The sequence below is a fragment of the Streptomyces abyssomicinicus genome (genome assembly GCF_008974245.1).
In the GTDB taxonomy this organism is placed as follows: domain Bacteria; phylum Actinomycetota; class Actinomycetes; order Streptomycetales; family Streptomycetaceae; genus Streptomyces; species Streptomyces abyssomicinicus.
The window spans coordinates 1086816-1100798 of record NZ_BBZI01000006.1 but is presented as its reverse complement, the minus strand read 5'-3'; the positions used below and the strand labels follow the sequence as shown (position 1 = coordinate 1100798).

At 74.0% G+C, this 13983-nt stretch carries 7 protein-coding genes and 1 pseudogene; 6 read left to right on the top strand and 2 right to left on the bottom strand.

The annotated features are described in order from the left end of the window. A pseudogene (locus GBN72_RS12220) lies at positions 1-172 on the bottom strand (nucleotide sugar dehydrogenase); the annotation flags it as partial. A 314-nt stretch (positions 173-486) separates the two neighbouring features. Here GBN72_RS12220 and GBN72_RS12215 point away from each other — a divergent pair. From GBN72_RS12215 to GBN72_RS12190, 6 genes are all read left to right on the top strand, one after another. Further along, complete coding sequence (locus GBN72_RS12215) at positions 487-2193, top strand: glycerol-3-phosphate dehydrogenase/oxidase (RefSeq protein WP_151771718.1); 1707 nt, start codon at positions 487-489, stop codon at positions 2191-2193. Between the two features lie 251 nt (positions 2194-2444). Continuing rightward, complete coding sequence (locus GBN72_RS12210) at positions 2445-4328, top strand: serine/threonine-protein kinase (protein WP_151771717.1); 1884 nt, start codon at positions 2445-2447, stop codon at positions 4326-4328. 161 nt (positions 4329-4489) lie between these two features. Continuing rightward, positions 4490-7102 (top strand): serine/threonine kinase C-terminal domain-containing protein, encoded by a 2613-nt coding sequence (locus GBN72_RS12205; protein ID WP_151771716.1) that lies wholly within the window; start codon positions 4490-4492, stop codon positions 7100-7102. A 71-nt stretch (positions 7103-7173) separates the two neighbouring features. Beyond that, entirely contained in the window at positions 7174-8934 is a 1761-nt protein-coding gene (locus GBN72_RS12200) for a serine/threonine-protein kinase (RefSeq protein ID WP_151771715.1), read from the top strand. A gap of 179 nt (positions 8935-9113) precedes the next feature. Further along, positions 9114-10748: a succinic semialdehyde dehydrogenase gene (locus GBN72_RS12195; RefSeq protein WP_151771714.1), complete on the top strand. Its 1635-nt coding sequence runs from the start codon at positions 9114-9116 to the stop codon at positions 10746-10748. Between the two features lie 158 nt (positions 10749-10906). Then, a complete protein-coding gene (locus GBN72_RS12190) occupies positions 10907-12970 on the top strand; it encodes a GMC family oxidoreductase N-terminal domain-containing protein (protein ID WP_151771713.1) in 2064 nt (687 codons plus the stop codon). A 621-nt stretch (positions 12971-13591) separates the two neighbouring features. On the opposite strand, the gene GBN72_RS12185 is transcribed toward GBN72_RS12190, so the two are convergent. Then, on the bottom strand, positions 13592-13918 hold the full coding sequence (locus GBN72_RS12185) for a chorismate mutase (RefSeq protein ID WP_174887121.1): 327 nt from the start codon (positions 13916-13918) through the stop codon (positions 13592-13594). Positions 13919-13983 lie beyond the last annotated feature (65 nt).

Sequence of the window (13983 nt, the reverse complement as noted above, 5' to 3'; positions counted from 1 at the left end):
TGGTGGTGGGGCGGAAGCCGCGGGCGAGCATGCGGCGGAGTTCGGCGGCGGTCAGGGAACCGGAGTCCGGTCCGGTGCGGAAGCCGAGGGTGGGGACGCCGGCGGCGACGGCGGCCTGGGCCAGCGGCAGGCCGAGCGGGCCGAGGCCGATGACGGCGAGATCTGCGGGCATGGGTGGGCCGTCCTTTCCGATAGCCGGAGGGGGACAGGGGCGCAAGCCGGGGGGTCGGAATGGGCGAGCGCACTGTCAGACTAGGAGTAAATATGACCGTTATGCGGGATTGTGGACGACGTGCGCGTGTTGATCACGCGGATCAGCCTCAGGAGTGAAGGGGCGGCAGTGACGTGCGGGAACGCCGGGCAGTCCGTCCACAGGACAGTGAGGGGTGGTGGCCGATCCGCGACAGGCCGGTGAGAATCGATCAGCACGGGTGACCCACCCGGTTCGACCGGCAGCGGCACACGACGACAGCGTGGGAGGCAGCGGTGAGGACAGCGACACTCGGGCCGGAGCAGCGCGACGGGTCCCTGGCGGCCATGGCCGAACGGGAACTCGACGTCCTGGTCGTCGGAGGAGGGGTCGTCGGCGCGGGCACCGCGCTGGACGCCGCGACCCGGGGGCTGGTGACCGGCCTGGTCGAGGCCCGCGACTGGGCCTCCGGTACCTCCAGCCGCTCCAGCAAGCTGATCCACGGCGGGCTGCGCTACCTGGAGATGCTGGACTTCGCGCTGGTCAGGGAGGCCCTGAAGGAACGGGGCCTGCTGCTGGGGCGGCTCGCCCCCCATCTGGTGAAGCCGGTCCCCTTCCTCTACCCGCTCCAGCACAAGGCGTGGGAGCGCGCCTACGCGGGCACGGGCGTCGCGCTCTACGACGTGATGTCCCTGGCCCGCGGCCACGGCCGGGGGCTGCCGGGGCACCGGCACCTGAGCCGCCGTCACGCGCTCCGCGTGGCGCCGTGCCTGCGCAAGGACGCGCTGACCGGCGCGCTCCAGTACTACGACGCCCAGATGGACGACGCCCGCTACGTCGCCACCCTGGTGCGCACCGCCGCCGCCTACGGGGCCGAGGTCGCCAACCGGACCCGCGTGACCGGCTTCATCCGGGAGGGGGAGCGCGTGGTGGGGGCGCGGGTGATGGACCTGGAGGGCGGCGGCGAGTACGAGGTGCGCGCCCAGCAGATCGTCAACGCGACCGGTGTGTGGACCGACGACACCCAGGCGATGGTCGGCGAGCGGGGCCAGTTCCACGTCAAGGCGTCCAAGGGCATCCACCTGGTCGTCCCCAAGGACCGCATCCACTCCTCGACGGGGCTGATCCTGCGGACGGAGAAGTCCGTGCTGTTCGTCATCCCCTGGGGGCGGCACTGGATCGTCGGCACCACCGACACCGAGTGGAGCCTCGACAAGGCGCATCCGGCGGCCTCCAGCGCCGACATCGACTACCTGCTGGAGCACGTCAACTCGGTGCTGTCCGTGCCGCTCACCCGGGACGACGTGGAGGGCGTCTACGCCGGCCTGCGGCCTTTGCTGGCCGGCGAGTCCGAGGCCACCAGCAAGCTGTCCCGGGAGCACACGGTGGCGCACCCGGTGCCCGGGCTGGTGGTGGTCGCGGGCGGCAAGTACACGACGTACCGGGTGATGGCCAAGGACGCCGTGGACGCGGCGGTGCACGGGCTCGACCGGAGGGTCGCGCCCTGCGTCACCGAGGAGATCCCGCTGGTCGGCGCGGAGGGGTACCGGGCGCTGTGGAACGCGCGGGCGCAGATCGCCGCCCGCCACGGCCTGCACGTGGTGCGGGTGGAGCACCTGCTCAACCGCTACGGCTCGCTGGCCGAGGAGGTGCTGGCCCTGATCGCCGAGGACCCCTCGCTGGGCGCTCCGCTCGCGGGCGCCGACGACTACCTGCGGGCCGAGGTGGTCTACGCCGCGGGCCACGAGGGCGCGCTGCACCTGGACGACGTGATGACCCGGCGTACCCGCATCTCCATCGAGACCTTCGACCGGGGGACGCGCAGCGCGCGCGAGGCGGCGGAGCTGATGGCGCCGGTCCTGGGGTGGGACGCGGAAAGGGTGGACCGGGAGGTGGAGCACTACGAGAAGCGGGTGGAGGCCGAGCGGGAGTCCCAGCGCCAGCCGGACGACCTCACGGCCGACGCGGCCAGGCTCGGCGCACCGGACATCGTGCGCTCCTGACCGCCCCCGGCGCCGCGGCGTGGCCCCGGCATGCGGACGTGGTGGCGCCCGGGCGGCGTGGGGGAGGGTGCCCGGCCGGGCGGGGCCCGGGGCGACGGCCGGGAGCGGGGTGAGGGTGGTGACGACGTTGTCGTGGCAGCCCGTCATCGCTCGCGTACGGCACGCCCGTTCAGGTGCTACCCGGCGGGCCGCCCACTTGTCGGGTGGGGGACAATGGAAGCTCTGTCAGGGCGGGTTGCATGAGGGGACGCATGTCGGAGACGGAGCGGGCGGGGACACCTCGTCAGGACAGGACCGGACGTCTCCTCGCCGGGCGCTACCGACTGGAGACAGTGCTCGGCCGAGGCGGCATGGGCACGGTCTGGCGCGCGGAGGACGAGACGCTCGGCCGGAAGGTCGCCGTCAAGGAACTGCGATTTCCGGCCAACATCGACGAGGAGGAGAAGCGCCGCCTGATCACGCGCACGCTGCGCGAGGCCAAGGCGATCGCGCGGATCCGCAACACCAGCGCGGTGACGGTCTACGACGTGGTCGACGAGGACGACCGGCCGTGGATCGTGATGGAGATCGTCGACGGCAAGTCCCTCGCCGAGGTGATCCGCGAGGACGGCACGCTCAACCCCCGCCGCGCCGCCGAGGTCGGCCTCGCCGTCCTCGACGTGCTGCGCTCCGCCCACCGCGAGGGCATCCTGCACCGCGACGTGAAGCCGTCCAACGTGCTGATGGCCGAGGACGGCCGGGTGGTCCTCACCGACTTCGGCATCGCGCAGATCGAGGGCGACCCGTCGCTCACCTCGACCGGCATGCTGGTCGGCGCCCCCTCCTACATCTCGCCGGAGCGCGCCCGCGGCCACAAGCCGGGCCCCGCGGCCGACCTGTGGTCGCTGGGCGGCCTGCTGTACGCGGCCGTCGAGGGCGTCCCGCCGTACGACAAGGGCTCCGCCATCGCCACCCTCACCGCGGTGATGACCGAGCCGGTCGAGAATCCCCGCCACGCCGGTCCGCTGCGCGAGGTCATCCTCGGCCTGCTGGAGAAGGACCCGGCCAGGCGGCTGGACGACGCCAAGGCGCGCGCGCTGCTCGGCGCCGTGCTCTCCGGCACCGCCGCCGAGGCGGAGTCGACGCCGGTGGACGCCGTGCGGACCGTTCCGCTGCCCGAGGAGCGCAAGGGCTCCGCCGCGCTGCCCCTCACCGGCACCACGCCCCGGCCCGCCCCGGCACCGGACGCGCAGGCCGCCGCCGGAGCGGCGGCCGGCTCCGGGGCCGCCACCGAGCCCGCCAGGCCGGCCACCCGTCCGGGCTGGCCGGTGATGAGCACGCCCGACGACATGCCGGAACGCCCGGTGGGCCCCAGCGCGTCGCCGAAGCCGCGCGGCTCCCTCGGCGACGTGTTCTCGCGGCAGTCCGTCCTGGTGGCCCTCGTGGTGATCGCGGCCCTCGCCGTGCTGGTCGGCGTGCTGCTGAACACGCTGGGCGGCGACTCGGACGATCCGGCCGGCTCGGGCGGCACGGCGGCGAGCGGTGAGCCCCGCCCCGGGAAGTCGGACGCCTCCGGCGAGCCCGACGGCCGCACCTCCCCCTCCGCCTCCGCCGGTGACGGAAGCGCGGACGACAAGGACAAGGGCAAGGGCGAAGAGGCCGGCGAGGACGCGGGCAAGGACGGCGGCAAGGGCAAGGGCGACGACGAGCAGGACTCCGGCACCCTCGACACCACCACCTACCGGTCCGAGCAGGGCTACACCATCGGCCTGCCCTCCGGCTGGCGCTACCGCTCCACCGACAGGGCGGGCGACCGCTTCACCGGCCCCGGCGACCAGCGGCTGCTGGTCGGCTGGACCTCCACGCCCAAGGACGACGCGGTCGCCGACTGGAAGCAGCTGGAGCGGACCATGACCCGCCCCCAGTACAAGAGGATCCGGATAGAGGCGGTGGACTTCCGCGGCTGGGAGGCCGCCGACTGGGAGTTCACCTACGTCGACGGCGGCACCAAGTACCGCACCATCGACCGCGGCTTCGTGGTGAGCCCCACCCAGGGCTACGCCCTGATGTACACGGCCCCGGCCGCGGACTGGAGCGGCGACCGCCGCGAGGACACCTGGGCCGCCCTCAGCACCACGTTCCGGCCGAAGTCCTGACCCGCCCGCGACGCGCGGTGGCAGGATGTCGCATCCGAGCGGCGAGTGTCGGCCACGGCACGTATCGTGAACCCGCGCGGACCGTACGGATACGGAAGAACAGCCGGAACGCGGCGCACACCGAACGGATTTGACCGGCCGGGCGGAGCGGGGAGGGTGTGGTGGACGACTACGCGGGACGGATACTCGCCGATCGCTATCGCCTGCCCGTGCATCCCTCCGGCGAGGACCGCTACGACCTCGCCGAGAGTCTCGCCTTCGACACGTACAGCGGGCAGGAGGTGCGGGTCCGTCAGATCCCGCTGCCCGAGGTCGTCGAGGCCGAGGTGCTGGACGCCGACGGGCTGCCCGAGGGCTTCAGCGCGGCGTCCGGGTACGGCCGCGGCCGTGGCGGCGAGCCGGCCGAGCCCGCGGTGCGGCGGGCGCTGGAGGCCGCCCGGGAGGCGGCCCGGGTCCCCGACCATCCGCGCCTGGACCAGGTCTACGACGTGTTCGCCGACGGCGGCTCCCTCTGGGTGGTCACCGAGGCGGTGCCCGGGCGCACCCTCGGGGACCTGCTCGCCGAGCGGCCGCTGACGCCGTACCGGGCCGCCGAGGTCGCCGCCGACCTGCTGATGGCGCTCCGGGTGCTGCACGCGCACGGCTGGGTGCACCGGAACATCAGCCCGCGGACGGTCCTGGTCGGTGACGACGGCCGTATCGTCCTCACCGGCCTGGCCACCGGTGCCGCCGAGGACGCCCTCTGCGGCTACGACCCCGTGCCGCCGGAGACCCCACCGCTGGACGCCCCCGAGCCGCCCGGCGAGGAGCCGGAGCCGGGTGCGGACCCGGTGCCGGGCCCGGATGCGGTGCCGGGCCCGGATGCGGCACCGGGCCTCGACCCGGGGCCGGGCCAGGATCCGGCACCGGAGGCCCACGCGGGGCTCTCCGCCGATGCCGCCGCCGGCGACGCCCTGGGCCTGCCCGCCCCGTCGCCCTCCTCCGACCACTGGAGCCCCGCCCCGGTCGCGCCCTACTGGCCGGCCGCCGCGGGCTCCGGGCAGAGCGGCACCGAGGGGACCGCCGTCACCCCGCCCGGCGTGGTCGCCGCCTACCGCGAGGGCGCCCGCGCGGCCGCCGCCAGGGTGGACGAGGCCCGGGCCGCCGCCCACGCGCGGCAGGCCGAACACGGCACCGCCGACCGCCCCGCGCTGCCGGGTGCCCGCACACCCGTCGAAGGAGTGCCCGCCCCGCAGGAGCCTCCCTCCCCGCCCGGCCGGATAGCGGACCCGTACGGCGTCCAGGGGCGCCCCTCCTGGCACGGCGCCGCACCACGGCCGGAAGCCTCCGCCGCACGACCCGCGCCGCCCGCCCCGCAGCCGTCCGCGCAGCCCGTGCCCCGCCCCGCCCACCCGCCCGTGCCGCAGCAGGCCCGGCCGCAGCCCGCACCGCCGCCCCCGCCCCCGCCGCCCCCGGGCAGGGGACCGGCCACCGCGCTCGCCGCCGAGCGGGCCCGGCAGGCGCGGATGACGGTGGTCGGCGCGGTCACCGAGCGGTGGGCGCCCGAGCAGGCGCACCCGGTGCACGACAACTGGCAGCTCGCCGCGCCCGTCGGCCCCGCCACCGACCTGTGGGCGCTGGGCGCCCTGCTGTTCCGCGCCGTGCAGGGGCACGCCCCGTACCCGGAGGAGTCCACCGCCGAGCTGGTGCAGCTGGTGTGCTCCGAACCCCCGGCGTTCGCCGAGGAGTGCGGCCCGCTGCGTCCCGTGGTGGAGTCGCTGCTGCGCCAGGACCCCACCGACCGGCCGGACATCGAGGAACTCGGCGGATGGCTGCGCTCGCTGGTGCGCTCCGCGCCGGAACCGGACGCGGGCGCGCACCTGGTCGCGCTGCCCCCGGCCGACCCGGAGCGGCTGCCGATGGTGCGCCGCAAGGGCGAACTGGTACGCCGCCGCCGCGCCTCCCGCCGTGACACGGCGCCACCGCGCGCCCGCCACCGCCGCGCCGCTGCCGACCGCGCCGAGCGGGCCCCCCGGGCCGAGCGCGCGGCACGCGCCGAACGTGTGGGGCGGGCCGAGCCGCAGGGCGCCGAGCGGTCGCCCCGCCGGCTCGGCAGGCTGCTGCTGGCCGTGGTCCTGGTCCTGCTGGCCGGCGCCGTCGCCTACGCGATGCTCTTCATGCCGAAGGCGGGCGAGCGGGCGGACGACCAGGACACCTCCAAGGGCGGCGCCGTCCCCGTGGACACCGCGCCGACCAAACCTCCCCGGAGCGAGCCGGAGCCGACCCCCACCCCGTCCGGGAAGGACACCGCCAAGCCCTCGGCCGAGCCGGACGGCGAGGTGGCGGACGGCTTCACCCTGCGCAAGGACCCCGAGGGCTTCGAGGTCGCCGTGGCGAGCGGCTGGCAGCGCGCGCCCCGCAACGGGCAGGGGCAGGTGGTCTACTCCAAGGGCGACTTCCGGCTGATCGTGGTGCCCGGCCGGGACAGCGCCGAGCAGTACGGCCGCGATCCGCAGGTCTACCAGCAGGAGCACGAGCCCGAGCTGCAGCCCTACCGCGACTCCACCTGGGCCGGCTCCGGCGGGCTGCGCCGTATCGAGGTGGGCGGAAAGGTCATGGCCGAGGGCGAGTTCACCTGGACCGACGGCCAGGGGCGCAAGCTGTACGTGCGCAACCTGGCGATCCTCGACGGCGGCCGCTACCACGTGGTGCAGCTGCGCGGCCCGGAGGCGGAGCGGGACCAGGTGACCCGTCTCTTCGAGCAGGCCTCGAAGACCTACGAGTCCACCGGCTGACCGTCACGGCTTCGTGACCGGTCGGGGGAGCGGGTGGCTCCCTGCGGGTCCGGCGCGATATGGATGTGTTCATGAGCAGCCACGGGGGAGCCGGCAACCGGCCCGAAGAACCCACCAGCTACGGCCTGCAGCCGCCGGCCCGGCCCGGCGAGCCGCAGCGGACGCCGCAGCCCGGCCGGCAGAACGCGCCGCACCCACATGCCGGAGATGATCACCAGCTCCGGGCGCAGTCGCAGCCGGTCCCGCAGCAGTCCACGGCCCACGCACCGGCTCCGCCGCATCCCTCGGCGCAGGCCCAGCCCCACCCGTACACGCCCACCCGCGAGGCTCCGCATCAGCCGCCCGCGCAGGACCCCGGCGCGGGCCGCCTGATAGCGGGCCGCTACCGGCTGCTCTCCCGGCTCGGCCACGGCGGCATGGGCACCGTATGGCGGGCCATGGACGAGACGGTGGGCCGCGAGGTGGCGGTCAAGGAGCCCCGTCTCCCGGACCACCTCCCGGAAGCCGAGCGGGAGAAGCTGTACACCCGGATGCGGCGTGAGGCGACCACCGCCGCACGCACCGACCACCCCGCCGTGGTCACCGTGCACGACGTGGCGGTGGTCGACGGCCGGCCGTGGATCGTGATGGAGCTGGTCCGCGGCCGCTCGCTGGGCGACGTCCTCCAGGAGGGCACGCTCGGCCCCCGGGAGGCCGCCCGGATCGGCCTGGAGGTGCTGGGCGCGCTGGAGGCGGTGCACGCGGCGCGCATCCTGCACCGGGACGTCAAGCCGGACAACGTGCTGCTCGGCCACCACGACCGCGTCGTCCTCACCGACTTCGGCATAGCCCAGGCCGAGGGCGACACCAGCCTCACCGACACCGGCGCCTTCGTCGGCTCGCCCGAGTACGTCGCCCCCGAGCGCGTGCTGGGGCAGCGGCCGGGCGAGGCGTCCGACCTGTGGTCACTGGGCGTGGTGCTCTACGCGGCCACCCAGGGAGTCTCGCCGTTCCGGCGCAGCAACACCCCGGCCACCCTGCAGGCCGTCCTCAACTCCGAGCCGCCCGCGCCCGCCGCCACCTCCGGCCCGCTCGCCGAGGTGATCAACGGGCTGCTGAGCAAGGACCCCGCCCGGCGCCTGGACCACGCCGGGGCCCGCCGCCTGCTGGAGGCCGCGCTGCGGCCCCCGGAGCCGCCGGCCCCGCAACGGCCCGCCCCGCCGCGCACCGGTGGGGTGTGGGTGCCGCGCAAGGTGCTGCTCGGGGCGGTGTCCGGGCTGCTGGCGGCGGTGCTGGTCGCCTGGCTGGTGGTCGCGGACCCGTTCGGCGGCACGGTGCCCGACGACTGGAAGCGCCATCCGCAGAAGGCACTCGGCGTGAGCGTCAGCGTGCCCGCCGCGTACGAGGTGCAGCGCCCGAAGGACACCGACACCTTCAAGGACTGGGTGGCCTTCCACGACCCCAGCGGTGTCATCCGGGTGAGCGTCGAGCGGTACGACCAGGAGAACAGCCTCAAGGACGTCGCCGCCAGCCCGGACGCCCAGATGCACGCCGAGAACGAGGAGTTCCGCAAGTCCGGCGAGTACGACTTCGACATGCCGGAGGCCCCGACGACCCGGCCCGCGCCCGGTCTGAAGCACCAGGAACGCCCCTCGGCCGAGAACACCGTCTCGTTCGAATCCACCGACGCCCAGAACCCGCGCCCGGTCGAGCTGCGGTTCTTCTACTACAAGAACACCGAGGAGCAGATGTACCGGGTGGTGATCGGCTACCCGGGCAAGGGCGACGTCACCGAGCGGGGCAGGGAAGTGGCGCAGAAGGCGATCGAGGCCCTGGAGTTCGACCCGGCCTGACACCGCCGCCCCACCGGGACGTGGCCGTCGTCCGAAAAGAGTTCCGCGGCCACGTCTCCCCTTGCACAACCCCTGATCAGGGCTTTTCTGCCAGCGATCACTGGCAGAATGTGTCCACCGAGTGAAGGGGTGTTACCGATGGGTACCCAAAGTGTTTCGGCCGTCATACCCTGCGCCTCATGACGGACACGCAGGCCTCGCAGGCACGGGAGACAGACCGCACGGCCGTCGGCGCCAATCCGGTGGCCGCCGCACCGCCCGGCGCGCGTGCCATCGGTGACGTGGTCACGCCGGATCTGGTGGCCCGGCTGACGAAGGGCGTGACCGGCACCGGGCGGACGTTCAACCACAGCCCGTTCACCGGTGACCGGCTCGCCGACCTGCCGGAGTCCTCGCTGGACGAGGTCCGGACGGCGTTCGACCGGGCCCGCGTGGCGCAGAAGGCCTGGGCCGCCGTCCCGGTGCGCCGCCGTGCCGCCGTGCTGCTGCGGTTCCACGACCTGGTGCTCCGCCATCAGGCCGAGATCCTGGACCTGGTCCAGGCCGAGACCGGCAAGGCCCGCCTGCACGCCCACGAGGAACTGCAGGCCGTCGCCATGGCCGCCCGCCACTACGGCCGCAAGGCCCCCGCCTACCTGGCGCCCAAGGGCCACCTGGGCGCGGTGCCGCTGCTCACCAAGGTCGAGGAACTGCGCCACCCGCGGGGCGTGATCGGCCAGATCGCGCCGTGGAACTATCCGCTGGAGCTGTCCGTCGGCGACGCGCTGCCCGCGTTCGTGGCGGGCAACGCCGTGGTGATGAAGCCGGACACCGAGACCGCGCTGACCGCTCTGTGGGCGCGGGAGAAGCTGATCGAGGCCGGGCTGCCCGCGGACGTGTGGCAGGTCGTCCTCGGCGAGGGCCCGGTCGTGGGTCCCGAGGTGGTCCGGCACGCCGACTACGTGTCGTTCACCGGCTCCACCCGCACCGGGCGGGAGGTCGCCGAGCGCGCCGCGGCCCGCCTGGTCGGCGTCTCGCTGGAGCTCGGCGGCAAGAACGCCATGGTGGTCCTCGAGGACGCCGACCTGGACAAGGCCGCCGAGGGCGCGGTGCGGGCCTGCTTCTCCACCGCGGGGCAGCTCTGCATCTCCATCGAGCGGCTCTTCGTCCACGAGGCGGTGGCGGACGCCTTCCTGGAACGGTTCGTCGCCCGTACCAAGGCCGTGCGGCTGGGCAACTTCCTCGGCTACGGCGCCGACATGGGCTCGCTGGTCAGCGAGCGCCAGCTGGAGATGGTCGTCCGGCACGTCGAGGACGCGGTCGCCAAGGGCGCCACGGTGCTCGCCGGTGGCGTCGCCCGGCCCGACGTCGGCCCGTACTTCTACGAGCCGACCATCCTCGACGGCGTCGCGGCGCCGATGGCCGTGTGCTCCGAGGAGACCTTCGGCCCGGTCGTCTCCGTCTACCGCTTCTCCGACGCCGACGAGGCGGTCGAGCGGGTCAACGCCACCGACTACGGCCTCAACTCCTCGGTCTGGTCCAAGGACATCCGCCGCGCCCGGCGGATCGCGGCCCGGCTGCAGACCGGCACCGTCAACATCAACGAGGGCTTCTCCCCCGCCTACGGCAGCGCCCGGTCGCCGATGGGAGGCATGAAGGACTCCGGACTCGGCCGCCGCCACGGCTCCGAGGGCATCCTCAAGTACACCGAGGCGCAGACCGTCGCGGTGCAGCGGATGATGCCGCTGGCGCCGTCCTTCGGCCTGAACGACGAGCAGTACGCGGCCGTGCTCAGCGCCGGACTGAAGCTGATGAAGGCGTTCCGCATCCGCTGACCCCAGGCCGGGCGGCGCACCGCCGGACCCGCACCGCCCGGCCGTACCCGCACAGCGCCGTCGGACCCGGACCGCCCGGTCCCGCTGCCGAACCCGGTCCCATTGCCGAACCCCGCCGCCCGCCACCGGTTCTCAACCGTTCTCGATGAGGAGAGCACGTGTCGCAGGAGAACGCTCCGCAGGAGAAGACCGCCGGCCTTCCCGGCGCTCCGCAGGACGACCCGTCGCCGTTCGACTACGACGTGATCGTCGTCGGCTCCGGCTTCGGCGGGTCCGTCACCGCGCTCCGTCTCACCGAGAAGGGGTACCGGGTCGGCGTCCTGGAGGCGGGCCGGCGGTTCACCCGGGAGTCCCTGCCGAAGAACTCCTGGGACCTCAAGAAGTTCCTCTGGGCCCCCGCACTCGGCATGTACGGCATCCAGCGCATCCACCTGCTGGGCAACGTGATGGTGCTGGCCGGCGCGGGCGTGGGCGGCGGGTCGCTGAACTACGCCAACACCCTGTACGTGCCGCCGACGCCCTTCTTCGAGGACCCCCAGTGGAAGGACATCACGGACTGGGAGGAGGAGCTGAAGCCGTACTACGACCAGGCCCGGCGCATGCTGGGTGTGCGGCTCAACCCCACCATGACCCCCTCCGACGTGCACCTGAAGGCGACCGCGGAGCGGATGGGAGTGGGCGACAGCTTCCACCTCGCGCCGGTCGGCGTGTTCTTCGGTGACGGCGAGGACGCCGACGGCAGCGTCACCGCCCGCCCCGGCGAGGAGGCCGCCGACCCGTACTTCGGCGGCGTCGGCCCCGCCCGCAAGGCGTGCCACGAGTGCGGTGAGTGCATGACGGGCTGCCGTCACGGGGCGAAGAACACCCTCAACGAGAACTACCTGTACCTCGCCGAGAAGGCCGGCGCGACGGTGCACCCCATGACCACCGTGCGGTCCGTCACGGAGGACGGCCACGGCGGCTTCGCCGTCGACACCATCGGCACCGACCGCAAGCGGGTCGGCCGGGGCCGCGTCCTCCGCTCCCGTCACGTGGTCGTCGCGGCCGGCACCTACGGCACGCAGACGCTGCTGCACCGGATGAAGGCGGGCGGGCAACTGCCCAGGCTCTCCAACCAGCTCGGCATGCTCACCCGCACCAACTCCGAGGCACTGGTCGGCGCGCAGACCGACGACCGGCGCTACCACCGGGTCACCGGGCAGCCCAAGGCCGACTTCACCAAGGGCGTAGCGATCACCTCGTCGATCCACCCCGACGCCAGCACCCACATCGAACCGGTGCGTTACGGCAAGGGCTCCAACGCCATGGGAGCCCTGACGGTGCTCCAGGTGCCGTACGCCGCCAAGGGCACCGGGACCGCACGGCTGCTGGGATGGCTGGGCAACACCGTCCGCCACCCGTTGCTGACCCTCCGGTCGCTGTCCAACCGGCGCTGGTCGGAGCGGACCATCATCGGGCTGGTCATGCAGTCCCTCGACAACTCGCTCACCACCCACCTCAAGCGCAAGGGCCTCGGCAAGGGACTGCTGACCGCACGCCAGGGCCACGGCGCCCCCAACCCGAAGCAGATCAAGGCGGCCGTGGAGGCGGCGTCGCTGCTGTCGGAGGAGATCAACGGCTTCGCCGGCAGCAACGTCGGAGAGCTGACCGGCATGCCGCTGACCGCGCACTTCCTCGGCGGCTGTCCGATCGGGGACTCCCCGGAGACCGGGGTCATCGACCCCTACCACCGGCTGTACGGGTACCCGGGAATCTCGGTGGTGGACGGGGCGGCGGTCTCCGCGAACCTGGGCGTCAACCCGTCGCTGACCATCACGGCACAGGCCGAGCGGGCCATGTCCTTCTGGCCCAACAAGGGCGAGGACGACCCGCGGCCCGCGCAGGGCGAGGCCTACCGGCGGCTGTCCGCGGTGCCGCCGCGGACGCCGGTCGTGCCGGAGAAGGCCTTCGCGGCGCTGCGGCTGCCGTTCCTGGGGATGCCGGTCGTGCCGCCGAAGGCGGCGGCCACGGAGGATCCGTCCGTCACGGAGGATCCGTCGGGCACGGAGGAGCCGTCGGTCACGGCTCCGGTCACGGAAGAGCCGAAGGCCACGGAGAAGCCGAAGATCACCATGCCGCGACCGGCCGGGCCGCCGGAGCCGGAGGAGCAGGTCGACCCGGCGCGGCAGGCGAAGCCGGTCGATGCCGCGGGGGCCGCGGGACCCGCGGGAACGGCGGAGTAGCAGGACCGACCGCATGGGGTCCGCCCTCGCGCGTACACGTCCACCCCGCACAACCCTGTCGCGACGGTGTCGTCACGACAGGCCAAGGACCGGGACCGTGGGTGGCGGTCCCCGTCGGCCGGCTCCGGGCGTCCCCGGAGCCGGCCGTTTCTGTTGGGTGACCGGGCTGCTGTCCCCTGCCGTCCGGTCACAACCCTGGGGCGACGGTCCCACGGCGCACGGCACGTTGATCCGTGCACCTCGCCGCCCCAGCAAGCCACGCGTGGTTTTCTCGGGAGCCGTGCCTGGCCGGCACGGACACCCGGACCAACGAAGGGCGCGGGCGGACGGTCACGGTCCCGGACGGGTGATGGTGCCGGGCCCGGACTCAGCTCGGGTCGTACGGGGTGCGAGGGGAGCGCACGCGTGCGGCCGGGGGCTGACGGGACGGATGGGTGCGGTCGGGCGTTGACGGGGCGCGTGCGGGACCGCCCGCGTACCGCCCGCCCCGCGCGGGGGCGGTACGCGCGGGACGGGCACGCGAAGGAAGGCTCGCGGCTCGCGTGAGCCACGCACACGTAGGCCAGACACACATAGGCCAGACACGCGTAGGCCAGGCATGCGTCGGGACACGGTCGGGAGTCAGACGCGGCCGCGGCAGAGCTCCAGGATGGTCATCGCCAGGGAGGTGCCCGGACGGCCCAGCGCGTCACGGTAGCGGGAGAGGACCTCCATCTCACGGGAGAGATGGACCCGCCGCCCACCGGTGGCGATCCGGGTCTGCTGGACGACCGCGGACACGGCCATGCGTTCCTGCACCAGGCCCAGGATGTGGTCGTCCAGAGCGTCGATCCTCGCCCGGGCGTCGGCGATGACGGTGGCAGGGTCCGCCACCGGAGCGGGCGCCGAGGCGGACGACGGGTCGGCCGACGTGCCGGCCGGGCGGGTGGTCATGGGGGTGATGCTCATCGGAACTCCTGCGTGGTGTGCGGAGGAGCCCCGGTGCCGGACGGTCCGGGAAAAACGACAGGCGC